The 15,248-nt window shown below is 36.2% G+C and carries 16 protein-coding genes; 9 read left to right on the top strand and 7 right to left on the bottom strand.

What is annotated here, in order from left to right:
• The first annotated feature begins 96 nt into the window (after positions 1–96).
• From serA to O5636_RS04235, 5 genes are all read left to right on the top strand, one after another.
• On the top strand, positions 97–1,683 hold the full coding sequence (gene serA / locus O5636_RS04255) for a phosphoglycerate dehydrogenase (protein ID WP_269623368.1): 1,587 nt from the start codon (positions 97–99) through the stop codon (positions 1,681–1,683).
• 25 nt (positions 1,684–1,708) lie between these two features.
• A complete protein-coding gene (gene prmA / locus O5636_RS04250) occupies positions 1,709–2,632 on the top strand; it encodes a 50S ribosomal protein L11 methyltransferase (protein ID WP_269623367.1) in 924 nt (307 codons plus the stop codon).
• Between the two features lie 160 nt (positions 2,633–2,792).
• Complete coding sequence (locus O5636_RS04245; protein WP_269623366.1) at positions 2,793–3,092, top strand: ferredoxin; 300 nt, start codon at positions 2,793–2,795, stop codon at positions 3,090–3,092.
• Positions 3,093–3,201: 109 nt separating this feature from the next.
• Positions 3,202–3,573: a hypothetical protein gene (locus O5636_RS04240; protein WP_420063786.1), complete on the top strand. Its 372-nt coding sequence runs from the start codon at positions 3,202–3,204 to the stop codon at positions 3,571–3,573.
• Positions 3,574–3,738: 165 nt separating this feature from the next.
• Positions 3,739–3,933: a hypothetical protein gene (locus O5636_RS04235; protein ID WP_269623364.1), complete on the top strand. Its 195-nt coding sequence runs from the start codon at positions 3,739–3,741 to the stop codon at positions 3,931–3,933.
• Between the two features lie 114 nt (positions 3,934–4,047).
• On the opposite strand, the gene O5636_RS04230 is transcribed toward O5636_RS04235, so the two are convergent.
• Both O5636_RS04230 and rnz read right to left on the bottom strand, forming a co-directional pair.
• Positions 4,048–4,605, bottom strand: a complete 558-nt coding sequence (locus O5636_RS04230) for a pentapeptide repeat-containing protein (protein WP_269623363.1) — start codon at positions 4,603–4,605, stop codon at positions 4,048–4,050.
• Positions 4,606–4,680: 75 nt separating this feature from the next.
• Complete coding sequence (rnz, locus tag O5636_RS04225) at positions 4,681–5,637, bottom strand: ribonuclease Z (protein WP_269623522.1); 957 nt, start codon at positions 5,635–5,637, stop codon at positions 4,681–4,683.
• A 110-nt stretch (positions 5,638–5,747) separates the two neighbouring features.
• On the opposite strand from rnz, the gene O5636_RS04220 reads away from it, so the two are divergent.
• The gene (locus tag O5636_RS04220; RefSeq protein WP_269623362.1) at positions 5,748–7,013 is read left to right on the top strand and encodes a SpoIID/LytB domain-containing protein; all 1,266 of its coding nucleotides are present in this window, start codon (positions 5,748–5,750) and stop codon (positions 7,011–7,013) included.
• Between the two features lie 25 nt (positions 7,014–7,038).
• Here the strand turns inward: O5636_RS04220 and truB are convergent, their stop codons facing one another.
• A complete protein-coding gene (truB, locus tag O5636_RS04215; RefSeq protein ID WP_269623361.1) occupies positions 7,039–8,007 on the bottom strand; it encodes a tRNA pseudouridine(55) synthase TruB in 969 nt (322 codons plus the stop codon).
• A gap of 50 nt (positions 8,008–8,057) precedes the next feature.
• On the opposite strand from truB, the gene O5636_RS04210 reads away from it, so the two are divergent.
• Positions 8,058–8,798, top strand: a complete 741-nt coding sequence (locus O5636_RS04210) for a class I SAM-dependent methyltransferase (RefSeq protein ID WP_269623360.1) — start codon at positions 8,058–8,060, stop codon at positions 8,796–8,798.
• A 39-nt stretch (positions 8,799–8,837) separates the two neighbouring features.
• Here the strand turns inward: O5636_RS04210 and rpmA are convergent, their stop codons facing one another.
• Both rpmA and rplU read right to left on the bottom strand, forming a co-directional pair.
• Complete coding sequence (gene rpmA / locus O5636_RS04205) at positions 8,838–9,104, bottom strand: 50S ribosomal protein L27 (protein WP_269623359.1); 267 nt, start codon at positions 9,102–9,104, stop codon at positions 8,838–8,840.
• Between the two features lie 49 nt (positions 9,105–9,153).
• On the bottom strand, positions 9,154–9,642 hold the full coding sequence (rplU, locus tag O5636_RS04200) for a 50S ribosomal protein L21 (RefSeq protein WP_420063785.1): 489 nt from the start codon (positions 9,640–9,642) through the stop codon (positions 9,154–9,156).
• Positions 9,643–9,815: 173 nt separating this feature from the next.
• Between rplU and kaiB the strand changes: the two genes are divergently transcribed.
• A complete protein-coding gene (gene kaiB / locus O5636_RS04195) occupies positions 9,816–10,163 on the top strand; it encodes a circadian clock protein KaiB (protein ID WP_269623357.1) in 348 nt (115 codons plus the stop codon).
• 100 nt (positions 10,164–10,263) lie between these two features.
• Positions 10,264–11,769: a circadian clock protein KaiC gene (gene kaiC, locus O5636_RS04190; RefSeq protein WP_269623521.1), complete on the top strand. Its 1,506-nt coding sequence runs from the start codon at positions 10,264–10,266 to the stop codon at positions 11,767–11,769.
• Positions 11,770–11,778: 9 nt separating this feature from the next.
• On the opposite strand, the gene O5636_RS04185 is transcribed toward kaiC, so the two are convergent.
• Positions 11,779–13,848, bottom strand: a complete 2,070-nt coding sequence (locus tag O5636_RS04185; protein WP_269623356.1) for an ATP-binding protein — start codon at positions 13,846–13,848, stop codon at positions 11,779–11,781.
• Positions 13,845–15,197 (bottom strand): phosphoribosylamine--glycine ligase, encoded by a 1,353-nt coding sequence (purD, locus tag O5636_RS04180; RefSeq protein WP_269623355.1) that lies wholly within the window; start codon positions 15,195–15,197, stop codon positions 13,845–13,847. The genes O5636_RS04185 and purD overlap by 4 nt, the downstream gene beginning before the upstream one ends.
• Between the last annotated feature and the right edge of the window lie 51 nt (positions 15,198–15,248).

Genomic DNA, 15,248 nt, shown 5'->3' with positions numbered 1-15,248 from the left:
TAGCCCTCCAATTGTTTAAATTCTGACCTGTCTTATAGAAAACTGATCAGAGACATTTTGCTCATTAAAGTTTATTTAGGCATACTTTCGCCTTAAATGACAAAAGTTCTAGTTTCGGACCCCATCGATCAGTTAGGTATCGACATTCTTAGTCAGGTATCACAGGTTGATCAATTGACAGGGCTTTCCCCTGATCAACTTAAAGCAATCATAGGTGACTATGAAGCTTTAATGATTCGATCAGGCACTCAGGTTACCGCAGAAGTTATTGAGGCAGCTCATAATCTTAGAATTATTGGTCGTGCTGGAGTGGGAGTTGATAATGTCGATGTACAAACTGCGACTAAGCGAGGTGTAATAGTAGTTAATTCTCCTGGTGGAAATACCATTGCGGCTGCTGAACATGCACTGGCTTTATTGTTATCACTTTCAAGAAATATCCCACAAGCTCATTTGAGTACTTCATCAGGGGAATGGGAAAGAAAAAAATTTGTCGGCAATGAGCTCTATAAGAAAGTTTTAGGGGTTGTGGGGCTTGGCAAAATTGGCTCTCATGTTGCAAAGGTTGCTAATGCAATGGGCATGAATGTGATTGCTTTTGATCCTTTTGTATCTGCAGAAAGAGCACTTCAGATGCAAGTGAGGCTTAGTTCAATTGAAGAGCTTTTTAAAGAATCTGATTTCGTAACACTTCACTTACCCCGAACGCCTGAAACGGAGAATCTTGTTGATTTTAAGTTGTTAACCACAATGAAATCCAATGCAAGATTGGTGAATTGCGCAAGAGGAGGAATTATTAATGAATCTGATCTTGCGAAAGCATTGGATGCTGATGTTATTGCTGGTGCAGCTTTAGATGTATATGCAGATGAACCATTGCCAGGAGAATCATCTCTCTTGCAAGTTAAGAACAATCTAATTTTGACTCCTCATTTAGGAGCTTCTACAGTTGAGGCTCAGCAGAATGTGGCGATTGATGTTGCAGAACAAATTAGAGATGTTCTCTTGGGTTTACCTGCAAGAAGTGCTGTAAATATTCCGGGTCTTTCTGCTGAAATAATGGATAGTCTTAAGCCTCATTTACAACTTGCAGAAACACTGGGTGTTTTGGCTAATCAAGTTTCAGGAGGGCAAATTCAAAAAGTAGAAGTTCGATTACAAGGAGAATTTTCGAAACATCCTTCGCAGCCTTTAATTATTGCTACTTTGAAGGGATTATTATCAAGTGCTTTGGGCGATAGGATCAATTATGTAAATGCTTCATTGGAAGCTAAAGCCAGAGGAATAGTTGTTAATGAAGTGAAAGATGAAGTTAGTCCTGATTTTTTAGGTGGATCTCTTCATTTAACTACTTTTGGAGATAATGGAACTCATAGCCTTTCAGGAACAGTATTTGCCGATGGAGAGTTGAAAATTTCCAATATTGATGAATTCCCAGTAAATGTTACCCCAAGTAGATACATGTTATTTACTAGACACCGTGATATGCCTGGCATTATAGGAAAACTTGGCTCACTTTTAGGTATGCACAATGTAAATATTGCTGCAATGCAAGTAGGTAGAAAAATTGTTAGAGGCGAAGCCGTAATGGTTCTAAGTATTGATGATCCAATACCGCCAGAACTTCTTAGTTCTATAGTTGCGGTAGATGGAATTAATCAAGCTCATCCGGTTACTTTGTGAGATTGAATAAATTTTAAAAATACAAGTGGAAAACCCTAGCAAATTTTTTTGGTGGAAGCTTGTATTAGTTTTCCCTTCGGTTCTTGAGGAGAGTTTGATTTGGCAGTTAAATAAATCTAAAATAAGTAGATTCTCAATTGAATATCCTCCTGAAAATACTTTTAAAAAGAGTTTGAATATTTGGCTTCCTTCTTTTGAATGGGCAAAAGAAGATAGAGAAAATTTGGAATTGTCTTTAATGGAATTGGGAAAGGTTTTTAATCAAGAGTTTTTTTCTATTAAATGGGACAAAATAATTAATGAAGATTGGAGTTTAAGTTGGAAGAAGTTTTGGTCTCCAGACCCTATAGGTGACAATATTTTAATTTTGCCTTCTTGGTTAGGGTTGCCTGAAATCTATAACAAAAGAATTGTTATTAAATTAGATCCAGGTAGTGCTTTTGGGACAGGAAGTCACCCTACCACTCGCTTATGTTTGGAGGCTCTTGAACGTAACCCTCCATTAGGGTTGAAAGTGGTTGATATTGGATGTGGAAGTGGGATTTTAGGAATAGCAGCTCTCAAATTAGGGGCTTCGAATGTTAGTGCTGTTGATATTGACTCCTTAGCAGTTAAAGCAACTTCTAGAAACGCATCGCTGAATGGTTTAGATGCGACGAAATTAAGCGTTTCTGTTGGATCAATTGATTTATTGCTAAATCAAGGTAAAAATTTTGAAAAAGGTGATTTATTGCTCTGCAATACACTTGCTCCTGTTATTAAGGAGCTTACTCCTTATTTCTCAAAGGTAACTTTGCCTGTAAGTGATCTTTTTTTGAGTGGATTGTTAGTTGAACAAGTTGAAGATATAACAAGTGACCTAATCAAATTTGGTTGGACATTTGTCTCTAGTTACAATCAAACCAATTGGGCTTTGATTCATCTCTCTAGAAGCAGATTAGAAGCCTAACCATTGATAAGCCAAGCTTATGGTTGGCTACCCTTTTGATTGGCTTGATTGTTATTTTTAACATGTTTAAGCCACATTTGACCCAAGACAGTGTAAAAAGGGTTCATGAAGAGGTAATATTTTTTACCTCAAACCCCAAATGTCCTTCTTTTGATATCCCATGGCTTCATACAAAGTCACCCTCGTTAGTGAAAGCGAAGGTTTGAATCAGACCATTGAGGTCCCAGATGACCAATACATCCTTGATGCTGCAGAAGAACAGGGCATTGATCTTCCTTATTCATGTAGAGCAGGTGCATGCTCTACATGTGCAGGGAAAATCACATCAGGGACTGTAGACCAGTCTGATCAAAGCTTTTTAGACGATGATCAACTTGAAGCTGGATTTGTCTTAACTTGTGTTGCTTATCCAACATCTGATGTGAGCATCACTACTCATGCTGAAGAAGAATTGTATTGAGCTTCTGTTTTCTCTTCATATAAGTATTTAAATACTTGCTAATTAAGCTTTAATCAGCCACCCTCAATGGGTGGCTTTTTTTTGAATCAATTTATTTTTTGTGAGTTCTATTAAAGAGGAAAACTTTAATGCTCTTATGGAGCATGGCACTGTCCACTCAAGTCAAGGTGGCCATTTCAGTTTTCGTGTGATAGGTCCTTGTTGCAGATTATTTGATCGTGAAGAGCTTCCTTGGCCTTGCTCTAGGTTGGCTTGGAGAAGTAAAGAGCCAAGTTGGAGAAGAATTGGCATCCGCTTTGTTCCCGATCTAGCTGCTAGGCGTTGTCCCTCCTATTCCGTAGATATTCTTCAGCCAGGCTCTAAGCCTATTTCTACAACGCTTACTTTTTTTTCAAATCGATTTTCTTCAGTAATGCAAGAATGGTGGTATAGCAAACATCCTCGTTCAAAGCTTGCTAGCAATATTAATCCTATATGTTGATCTTTCTGCAGCCGTTGTGTTGTTTTCTCCATCAATGAAATCCAATTAGGATTTTTTTGTCAATTGTTTTCTGAATATAGATGAAGATAAAAGCATCATTGGCGTTTTTATCTTCATTTATCAACGATTTACTGAGATACTCTTCATATAAGCTCAATTTTAAGAATGAACTTCGATTATCACGCAGTTGCAGCACTTTTGCATACAGCTATCCCTTTAGCTGCTGGAGCGGCAGGTGTTGGCTATTACATTATGCGCTCTAAGGGATTAGGGTTCGGCACCTCGCATCTGTTAGTGGGAGTTCCTATGTTCGCTATTGGTGCAGCAGCAGCAGCTTTCTATTATTTAACTGCTCCATAGATAGTAAAGCTTGGAGAGAGCCCTTTGGACTTTTTTTCAAAGCAATAAGAATAGCCATGAATAAAGGGGCCTTTACAAGACCCCTTTATTCATGGCTATTTGAGTTTTTTTAGGTTATTCGCCTATGCCAGGGTTGAACTTATTTTGTTCTCCTGATGCAGGGACATAACTTTGATTAAGACCTCCGCATTGAAGACTATCAGCAGTTTTACCTGTTGCTCTGTCACATAATGCTTTTACTTGTGGTAAGTCGAGAACAGCATTTGTGAAGTCAGTACCATCAATAACTGCTCCATCAAAACGACTTTTTAATAGTTCTGCACCACTGAAGTTTGCATTTGAAAGATCAGCTTTATCGAATCGAGTTGCATATGCAATAACGTTTTGCATATTTGCTCCACGAAGATCTGCTTTCTGAAGATTCGAGACGCTGAAATATGAGCCGCTTAGATCTGCGTCACCGAGGTCTCTACCGGATAAGTCATATTTGACATATTCAGTGTTCTGCAGCTTTTGGCCGTGAAGACTCGTGTCTAGCGCATCCACTGAAGATGGGTCGCTGGGATATAGAGCATCTACTGCAAAAGGACTAACAGTGAGGCCGATGATTACTGGTATTAAAATCAGTAATTTTGAGAGGGATCTTTTCAGGGAAGAAATAAGAGAGGCCATTGAGGACACCAAAGACTTACGGAAACAACCGCACCAGCACATTCTTTCATGATGTGGGTTTTGTGTGCCTAGGTCTCAAGAAACTGTTGCAGGCTTTTGTATATCAATTTGAAGAAAATCCTTTGCTAACAGGGTATTAGGAAAAATTGCCTTTGCTTCCGTTAAGAGATCATTGGGAGAAAATTGGTTCCCAGGCGCATATCTAGGGCTTAGATGTGTGAGTACTAATTGCCCTACATTTGCTTCTAAAGCAATTTGGGCAGCCATAGTTGATGTTGAGTGTTGCCTCTGATAAGCCAAATTTGCATCTGCATGGGAGAACGTTGCTTCATGGATTAGCAAGTCTGTTCCAGTTGCAAGCTTTATTACCGATTCTGAGAAAATGGTATCTGTGCAATACACGAAGCTTGACCCAGCTCGTTTAGGACCACAAAATTCTTTTCCTTTAAATGATCTACCATCTGGCAATGTCACTTCTTTGCCTTTTTGTAATTGAGAGTAAATTGGTCCAGGCGGTATATTTAACGCAATAGCTTTATCTATGTCGAATTTTCCTGGTTTTGGTTTTTGATCAACTCTATAAGCGAATGCTGGGACTCTATGAATTAAAGGTGTTGATCTAACAATAAAATCTTTATCTTCAAAAATCACTTTGTTTTCATGAGCCAATTTTTCAATAGAACTGATTTGAATGGGATATGAAATTCTGCTTGCACTATTGTTTAAAACACTAAAGAGAAAATCTTTTAAGTTATTGGGTCCATAAAGGTCTAGACCTAAAGATTTCCCAGCCAACCCTAAAGTTGAAAGTAATCCTGGGAGACCATATATGTGGTCTCCATGCATATGAGTTATAAATATTCTTCGAAGTTGCGAGGTCCTAAGATCACTTCTTAGGAACTGATGTTGTGTACCTTCTCCGCAATCGAATAACCACAATTCTGAGCGTTGAGGAAGGCGTACTGCCATTGCAGAAACATTTCTGCTTCTTGTTGGGACTCCAGAGCTAGTTCCTAAAAATGTAATCAACAAAGTTTTAAAGCTTTTAAAAAAATTGACAATTTTGCTCATTTTCATTTTATCAAAATTGTCTAGGAGTAAAAATAGATTGTTAATCAGCTACCAAATACCAAGTTAGTGTTTTGCAAAGACTTTCGTTTAAAATTATATCGACGGTAAGTTTAATCTTTATCGCCAGTTCTGATGGGCTATTAGCTGCTCAGGAACCCAAAATTAGGGTTTTGCTTCGTGAGGGTAAAGAGCTTTCTTTTCGAGCGGATGGTATTAGGCCTTTACTTGTGCGAGGAATTGATCATAGGAAGAAAAAAATTAAATATTTAAGAGTTCTTTTGGAAAATGGGAAGTTGAAAGTTTTTATGAATAGAGACTTAGAAAATTGGACAAAACCGCTTAATGATAATTATATAAAATTGTGGACTAGAGACCCTAGAGGAGTTTGGTTGGGGAAGCGAAGATATAGCGGTGAATTGTGGCTTTTAAATACAGGAGGAACTTTAAAAGTAGTGAATCATTTAGGAATAGAAAAATATTTGAAAAGTGTTGTTGGTAGTGAAATGCCAAAAGATTGGCCTATTGAAGCTTTAAGAGCACAAGCTGTAGCAGCAAGAACTTATGCATTGAATCAATTAAAAAATAAACCTGAATATGACGTTGATTCATCAGTTTCAAGTCAAGTTTATTTAGGGATAGAATCAGAAACGCTTAGTACTCAAAAAGCTGTTGATTCAACAAGGTCATTAGTGATAATGAAAAATGGCAAATTGATTGATGCTGTTTTCCATAGTAGTTCAGGTGGTCAAACTGAAGAAAGTGTTTCTGTATGGGGAAAACATAGGTCTTATTTAATTAGTGTTCCTGATTATGATCAGAATAATCCGCATTATAAATGGGAGAAAAAATTTTCCCCAGAAAAACTTAAAGAAATTTTTTTTAAAATAGGAGGTGTAAATGCAATACGTATTGTAGATAAAACTAGGACAAATAGAGTTTTAAAAGCAAAGATTTATGGGCCAAAAGGTTCCCTTAGATTAACAGGCAAACAAATCCGTAGGGTGTTAGATTTAAAAAGTACATTGATTAAATTTGAAATGAAATCAATGAAAAATTCTCATCAAAATAAACAAAAATATTTTCAAGAAGATATTCCAGAAATCAAGAAAAAGGAAGCTTATTTATTACTTCAACCCCCTTCAACTTCTTACATTTATTCTTATCCTCCATCCATACCAATTCCCAGTAATGATTACTTACTTGTTAAAGGTGCTGGCTCTGGGCATGGAGTAGGGATGAGTCAATGGGGTGCCAAAAACATGGCAGAAAAAGGGTCTAACTTCAAAAGAATACTTAGTCACTTTTATAAAGGCATCACAATTACTTCATTTGAATAGATAACTAAATATATTGAGCCCAAGTTCAACTTGTTGCATTAAATACAATTTTTGGCTGAATAAAAGATTGGTCAGAAGACCATTTTGCAATACCAAACAAGTAATCTTGACCATTGAGAACTAAAACAAAGTTTTCTGAAAAATCCTTATTATTTTTAATGTAATTCTTTGAATTCATTATTCTTTGGCCTTCGATGATTAATTTTTGTCCAGTACACCAAAGCACCATTTCTTGATAACTTCTTAGCCTAAAGTAAGGTAAATGATCTAATGCGTTTAAAGGGTTAATTAAACTGGGCTTTTCTATTTCCTCTTTTTCTTGTAATTCAGGTAATGATATGGATTGATTTACATTAAAACCTAAAGCTTCTATTCGACGCAATGTAGCTAATGAACCACCACAACCAAGTCCCTCACCGATATCTCTAGCTAGAGATCTTAGATAGGTACCTGCTGAGCAATTCACTTGTAAATCAATTTGACCAGTCTCTTGATTCCAGTTTGTAATTTCAATTTTATAGAAAGTAATTTGCTTGGCAGGTAAATCAAAGAGTTCTCCTCGTCTTGCTTTTTTATATGCACGTTCTCCAGAAATGTTAACGCTTGAGAAAGAAGGAGGATATTGCTTGATTGATCCTCTGAACTTATTTAGGAAGTTATCTAAATCATTTATTTCTAGCTTAGGCCACCTTTTTTTTGAAATAATTCTACCTTCAAGATCGTCTGTGTTTGTTTTTGTACCTAGTTGTATAGTCCCTTCATATTTTTTAGATGATGGAAGGAACCTTAAGAGCTTAGTTGCATTACCTATGGCAATAGGAAGTACACCTGTAACAGCTGGATCTAGTGTACCTCCATGCCCAATTTTTTTAATACCGTAAATTTTTCTTAGTCTGTTGACGCAATCATGAGAGGTTAGGCCTTTAGGCTTGTCTATAATTAAAAAGCCAAAGTTATTAATACCCATTAAAGATCTTTGTTTATGATTTCCCATTTAACTCATATTGCTAATAGACAGAGAAAAACATTTTACTCATAACTGATATGCAGAACTTAAGTATTGAAGATTTTCTCCAAGATGGGTTTAATTTAAAAGAGCATTTATCTAATTATCTTAAACTTGAACCTCAGGAATTGGAGAGAGAGTTGAGTTCGGGGTTGAATAATATGTCTTCTATACACCCAGGTGCTTTCAACTCAGAAAATGCGACACATTTTTATGAAGATCAAGTTGGCACTTCTCATCTTTTTGACCTTGCAGCATGGCATTTAGGTAGTTCTTCATATATTGCAGATACACTTCGCCTTCAAAAAATGTTTGCGCGCGGGAAAGTTTTAGATTTCGGTGGAGGTATAGGGACCCATGCTCTTGCAGCAGCAGCTTTGGATACAGTCGAGCGTGTTTTTTTTGTAGATCTAAATCCTATTAATAGAGAGTTTGTTTTACAAAGAGCTTCACAAATGGGAATCAGTGATTTGATATCAGTTCATAGAGATTTAGATAGTATTGATAGCTTGCAATTTGATACTTTGATTTGCTTAGATGTTTTGGAACATTTACCTAACCCTTCAAAACAGCTTTTAATCTTTAAAGATTTATTATCCAGTGGATCAGTTGCCTTATTGAATTGGTATTTCTTTAAAGGAAATAATGGAGAGTATCCATTCCATTTTGATGAGAAGGAAATTGTAGAGGAATTTTTTATAACTCTTCAGAGCAACTTTATGGAGATTTTTCATCCACTATTAATAACTACCAGAGCTTATACGCTAATCAATAAATAGTTAAATCTTATATTGCTTTTTTTTAACCAAACTAATGAGTTAACTTGCTGAGGCGATATTAATTCTCTTTCTATTTTTTAGATTACGTTTGATTGTTTCAAAATTGACGATGCCATCAGTAAGTGCAAATAGAGTATCGTCTTTTCCTTTGCCAACATTTATTCCAGGCAAGATAGATGTACCTCGCTGACGAATCAGGATAGAGCCTGCAGAAACCTTTTCCCCACCATACGCCTTAACACCAAGCCTTTTAGAATTAGAGTCTCTACCATTTCTAGTAGAACCAGTTCCTTTTTTATGAGCCATGATTTAGTTATGTGAATGTTTATGGAATGTTTTAAAAAGGCAAAAAGTTTTATTCATTGGCCTTTGCCTTTTTTATTTTACTAGATGCTTTGGTTGTTGTAGTTTCTTTTGATTTACTAGCTGTTTTGGTAGAAGTAGTTTCTTTGGTGGTGGCTTTTGCTTTAGGGGCAACTTTTTTTTGTTTAGAAATCGACTTGACCATTACCCTTGTCAGTTCTTGTCTATGACCATTTTTTTTACGTGTTTTCTTTTTTGGACGCATTTTATAAACAATTATTTTAGATCCTCTTCTATGCTCCATTACTTTTAATTCAACACTTGCTCCTTCCAAATAGGGTTTGCCAACTGACATGCCTTTTTCATCATTTAATAAAAGCACTTTGTCAACAATAATTATGTCATCAACTTTTGCGTTAATACGATCAAAATCATAATATCGCTCTGGTTCAAGCCAAAATTGCTTTCCTGAGGCTTCAACAATTGCGTAAGTTTGAGAAGAAGTTTCTTCTTTGTTTTCTTTGGTAGTCATTCTATTAATCAATGGACATGAACAGGCTCAGGGCTACTGGAAAATAATTTTGAAATCCCAGATCTCTGATTTAGCCTGAATCACAATCGAAAGACAAGATTACATCCTCACTCTTAATGGGTAATTTCGTCAAGATTTAGAAAGGAAAATATTTTACCTTTAATCTAGGAGCGGTTTGTTAAATGAATTCTAGTAAAACCTACATACTGAAATTGTATGTGGCAGGAAATACCCCCAATTCAATGAGAGCATTAAATACGCTTAGAGAGATCTTAAAGAAAGATTTTAAAGGTGTTTATGCTTTAAAAGTTATTGATGTCCTAAAGAATCCTCAACTTGCAGAGGAAGATAAAATTCTTGCCACTCCAACATTGGCAAAAATCCTTCCCCCACCTGTAAGAAGAATTATTGGAGATCTTTCTGATCGTGAAAGAGTTCTGATTGGTTTAGATTTGCTTTTCGAAGAATTATGTGATGAAGATTTCTTTTCTGGACCTTTTAATGAGTCATCAGATCAGGACAAACCTTAAATCAGACTATCGACCTGGTGACCTAGATGCAATTTTCCCCTAGGTTTTAATTCTGAACAGAGCTTTTATGCCTTCTTCTACAGATTCTCTTATCCCAAAAATGCAAGTTAAGAAACTTCCAACTGGCATTGAAGGCTTTGATGATGTTTGCCAAGGAGGTTTGCCTACATCAAGAAGCACTTTGGTTAGTGGTACCTCTGGTACAGGGAAGACGGTCTTCTCACTGCAATATTTGTACCATGGCATATGTCATTTTGATGAGGCAGGAATTTTTGTCACATTTGAAGAATCGCCATTAGATATTATTCGTAATGCTTCAAGCTTTGGTTGGGATCTACAAGAATTAATAGATCAAGATAAGCTTTTCATCCTTGATGCATCTCCAGATCCTGATGGTCAGGATGTCGCAGGGAATTTTGATTTATCTGGATTGATTGAAAGAATTAGTTATGCGATCAAAAAATATAAAGCAAAGCGAGTTGCCATTGACTCTATGACAGCTGTTTTTCAACAGTATGATGCTGTATACGTAGTTAGAAGAGAAATATTTAGGTTAATAGCAAGGCTTAAAGATATAGGAGTCACAACTGTTATGACAACTGAAAGAGTAGATGAATATGGCCCAATAGCTCGTTATGGAGTGGAAGAATTTGTCTCGGATAATGTAGTTATCTTTAGAAATGTTCTTGAATCTGAGAAGAGAAGAAGAACAGTAGAAGTGCTTAAGTTGAGAGGAACTACTCATATGAAAGGTGAGTTTCCTTTTACAATGGGGGCCGAAGGTATCAGTGTTTTCCCTTTAGGGGCAATGCGTTTAACACAACGCTCATCAAATGTTCGTATAAGTTCTGGGGTGCCAGATTTAGATGAAATGTGTGGAGGTGGTTATTTTCAAGATTCAATCATTCTTGCAACTGGTGCTACTGGAACTGGTAAGACAATGCTAGTTTCCAAATTTATAGAAGATGCATATTCTCATAAAGAAAGAGCGATTCTTTTTGCTTATGAAGAATCTCGAGCTCAGCTTTTAAGGAATGCCACAAGTTGGGGAATTGATTTTGAAAAGATGGAAAGTGATGGTTTGCTTAAAATTATTTGCGCATATCCAGAATCAACTGGTTTAGAAGATCATCTTCAAATAATTAAAACGGAAATAACAGAATTTAAACCTTCAAGAATGGCAATTGATTCTTTATCTGCATTGGCTAGGGGAGTCAGTTTAAATGCATTTCGGCAGTTTGTTATAGGAGTCACTGGATATGCAAAGCAAGAGGAAATTGCAGGATTCTTTACTAATACAGCAGAAGAGTTTATGGGAAGTCATTCAATTACTGATTCTCATATATCAACAATTACTGATACAATTCTACTGCTTCAGTATGTAGAAATTAGAGGAGAAATGGCACGCGCAGTAAATGTCTTTAAGATGAGAGGATCATGGCATGACAAACGAATTAGAGAGTTTATTATTACTAGCAAAGGCCCAGAAATTAAAGACTCGTTCACGAATTTTGAACAGATATTTAGTGGAGCACCTCATCGTATAAATAGCGAAGATAAGATCCCAGGAGTTTTTAAGACTCTCGAATCACAAGAAAAAGAATAACGCGAAGTTTTAAGTTAGCTCTTCTTCTAATTTCTTATCCCATTCAAGGCTCTTTCTTTGAGACTCTATTTTTAATTCATTAGTGTCATTTCTAGCAAGTGGTAAATCAAACCAGAAAGTTGTACCTATTTCAGGGGCGCTAACCATCCTTATATTACTTCCATGTTTTTCAATTATTTCTGAGGCGATTGAAAGGCCAAGGCCTGTACCAGCTTCTGTATGGACAGAATTTTCCACTCTATAGAACCTTTCAAAAATTCTTGCTTGGCCTTCTTCTGAAATCCCACAACCGGTATCTCCGACCTCTATTCTGATTCTTGGCAATGGTGAAATAACTTCGCATGATGGCGCATTGGTTTTTTCCTCCAAAGATGATGCAATACATGAATCTGGCCATGTATAAGCACGTAAGATAATTGTCCCTCCTGATTTGCTGAACTTTAAAGCGTTACCAACTAAGTTATCTAGTACTTGCAAAAGCATGTCCCAATTGCCAAGAATAAATTCTAAATTATTTTCTAATTCATTAGTTATTTGAACATTTTTCTCTTCAGCATTTAGGCGATAATTTTTTAGAGTTTGTTCTATAGCAGGAACTATATTTAATTCTTCAAATTCAATATTTCTTGAAGTTTCTAACTTGGATAGGTCTAATACATCATTAACTAACCTTGTAAGCCTATCTGTCTCGGAATTTGCAACTTCTAGGAATTCTATTTTTTCTTGTTGAGTTAGTTTGTCATTTAGATCATGTAATGTTTCCACATAGCTTTTTATATTAAAAAGAGGTGTTCTAAGTTCATGAGAAACATTGCTAATGAAGTTTCTTTGCACAGCATTTAATTCAACTTCTCTTGTTAAATCTTGGATAGTAATTGCGATTCCTTTTAAGTTAGAGCCGCTTGAATCTCTAACTGATTGTAAAACGATTCTTAGTGTTCTAGAAGGTTCTCCAACATTACATCTAATTTCATCAGTATCAAAAACATTATTTAGTAGTGAGGTGAGGTTGGGATGTATGTCATTTGCAATTAATTCTGGTAATTCTTCAAGCAACTCTTTGCTCTCAAGCTTTCTTCCTTCCCATCTGAATAATCTTCTTGCTGTTGGATTTGCTAAAACAATTCTTCCTTTTTCATCAAGTAAAATTGCACCATCAGCCATAGTTGCAATTAATGATTGTTGCTTTACTTGAGCTGCTTTTAGTTCTTCTATATTTGCTTCATCATAATCTTCTAATTGGGATGCCATTGTATTGAATCCGTTAAGAAGCTCCCCAAGTTCTCCACTCATAGGAAGAGTGATACGAGATTTAAAGTTGCCCTTGGCTATTTCTCTTACTCCTTTGACAAGCTCTCTAATTGGACGAGTGATTGTTAAAGCATTAAAAACTGCACCAATAATTACAAGAATCCAAATCGAAATAAAAACAGCTATTGTTATTTCTCTTGTTAGTGCAGCGCTTGCAAGAGCTTTCTTGTTAGGAGTTACTCCTAAGGCTAGATTCCCTACATATTCTCCTTTAAAAAGCAAAGCAACAAAGACATCTGTAACTTGTCCTTGTGGAGTTAGGTGTTGTCTAATTAAAGGGAATTGAGGACGTTTTTTTAATTCTTGAGGCAGTTGTAGCTTCTTTTTTAATTGAAATTCGCTTTCCGAAGCATCAGGACTTGCGCTAATGGGAATTCCAAGTTGGACAGTGCCATCTGTATCAGTGAAAAAAATATATCTAATATTCCTACTGGATCTCCAAAATTTTTCTGCAACATTAAAGAGCTCTCTCTTTTGATTATTTGCGACTAGTTCTGTGACGTTACCAGAGAGTAAAAGACCTAAGTCTCTTGCGTATCTGGTGTCATTCATTCCAGCATCTCGTTGAATACTACTTAAAGCAAAAAAAGTAATTCCAGTCATTAATAAACTAACTACAAGGGTTGCTATAGCTAGTAACTTTGCTCTTAAACTAAATTCATTCCACCATTGAGATATTAAAGCTAATACACCCTCACCCTTTGAAACTTTTTCAGGTTTTATTATTTGAGGATTTTCTCGTGATTGGTTAAAACTATTGTTATTCATTGAGGAGTATTATTGATAGGTTGAAAATCACTTCTTACTTGATTGCCAATATCAAGGCGATAATTAATACCCTCGAAATGAACATTTTTTAATTCATTATAAACATTCTTAAACGCATCTTCGTAATTTTCTGCTTGTCCTACAATTGAAAGAACTCTCCCACCTGAAGTGACTAGTTCTTCTAAATCATTTTTTTTGCTTCCAGCATGAAAGATTTGAATTCGGTTCTTATCGCTTTTATCAAAATCAATTGAAATTTTATCTCCTATTTTAGGATCTTCAGGATAACCAGAGGTTGTTGCTACAACACATGCACTCATAAGTTTGCTGAAAGAAAGTTTAGGGGCTTTTTTTAAAGTTCCAAGAGCTGCTGAATAGAGAACTTCGGCCAACTCAGGTCCCATCAATGGCATTAGAGCTTGACATTCCGGGTCGCCAAAACGGCAATTATATTCAATGACTTTTGGACCTTCTTTTGTAAGCATTAAACCTGCATAAATTACTCCACGATAATTGATTCCTCTTCTTATAAGAGCTTCTAAAGTTGGGACAAGGATAGTTTCTTTTATTTCATTCAGCTCTTCTTGGCTTACTATTTTTGCAGGTGCGTATGCTCCCATTCCACCAGTGTTTGGTCCCTTGTCACCATCAAGAAGTCTTTTGTGATCTTGCGCTGGTGGAAGTGTTATCAGAGATTCCCCATCACATAATGCAAAAATCGATATTTCTGGTCCTTCTAAACATTCTTCTAAGACAACCTTTTCTCCAGCCTTACCAAATTTGCCTTTGAATATTTCATGAATAGCAGTTTCAGTTTCTTTTAAAGAACTACAGACACGTACACCTTTTCCTGCTGCGAGACCATCTGCTTTAACTACAAGAGGCTCTCCCACTTTTTTTAATATTTTTATAGCATCGTTCTTATTATTGGCAGTCCAAAATTGAGCTGTTGGAATATTAGCTTCAGTCATTAATTGCTTTGCCCAGTTTTTACTTGCTTCTAATTGAGCACCTTTTGCACATGGGCCAAAAACTATTAGTCCTGCCGCTCTAAGTTCATCTGCAAGTCCTGCCGCTAGGGGTTTCTCTCCTCCAATGACAATTAAATCTATCTTTAAAGATTTGCAGGCTGAAATTAATTCTTGTCCATTTGATTCTTCAATATTTAATCGTTTACATGAATTAATCTCTTCAGTTCCACCATTGCCAGGGGCCACAAAAACTTGATTGATTTTTTCAGATTTCGCCATAGTCCAGGCGAGAGAATTTTCTCGTCCTCCGCTCCCAATTACAAGGATTTTGGCTGATTGAGGGAAAAACAGTTGCCTAGGAGTTTTTTCGCTGTTCATAATTGCAATACTCTTATTGATAAGTTTTAGCCTGTATTCCAAATCTTTTTT

This window comes from Prochlorococcus marinus str. MIT 0918 (assembly GCF_027359415.1).
GTDB classification, from domain to species: domain Bacteria; phylum Cyanobacteriota; class Cyanobacteriia; order PCC-6307; family Cyanobiaceae; genus Prochlorococcus_E; species Prochlorococcus_E marinus_C.
Note: the sequence above shows the minus strand (reverse complement) of the source record. Positions and strands in the feature narration are given on the sequence as shown.

Excerpts from the sequence above, each read along its gene's own strand:
- O5636_RS04235 (WP_269623364.1), top strand. The coding sequence starts at position 3,739 with ATGAACTTCGATTATCACGCAGTTGCAGCACTTTTGCATACAGCTATC.
- serA (WP_269623368.1), top strand. The coding sequence starts at position 97 with ATGACAAAAGTTCTAGTTTCGGACCCCATCGATCAGTTAGGTATCGAC.
- O5636_RS04185 (WP_269623356.1), bottom strand. The coding sequence starts at position 13,848 with ATGAATAACAATAGTTTTAACCAATCACGAGAAAATCCTCAAATAATA.
- purD (WP_269623355.1), bottom strand. The coding sequence starts at position 15,197 with ATGAACAGCGAAAAAACTCCTAGGCAACTGTTTTTCCCTCAATCAGCC.
- rpmA (WP_269623359.1), bottom strand. The coding sequence starts at position 9,104 with ATGGCTCATAAAAAAGGAACTGGTTCTACTAGAAATGGTAGAGACTCT.
- kaiB (WP_269623357.1), top strand. The coding sequence starts at position 9,816 with ATGAATTCTAGTAAAACCTACATACTGAAATTGTATGTGGCAGGAAAT.
- O5636_RS04230 (WP_269623363.1), bottom strand. The coding sequence starts at position 4,605 with ATGGCCTCTCTTATTTCTTCCCTGAAAAGATCCCTCTCAAAATTACTG.
- kaiC (WP_269623521.1), top strand. The coding sequence starts at position 10,264 with ATGCAAGTTAAGAAACTTCCAACTGGCATTGAAGGCTTTGATGATGTT.
- O5636_RS04245 (WP_269623366.1), top strand. The coding sequence starts at position 2,793 with ATGGCTTCATACAAAGTCACCCTCGTTAGTGAAAGCGAAGGTTTGAAT.
- O5636_RS04210 (WP_269623360.1), top strand. The coding sequence starts at position 8,058 with ATGCAGAACTTAAGTATTGAAGATTTTCTCCAAGATGGGTTTAATTTA.
- truB (WP_269623361.1), bottom strand. The coding sequence starts at position 8,007 with ATGGGAAATCATAAACAAAGATCTTTAATGGGTATTAATAACTTTGGC.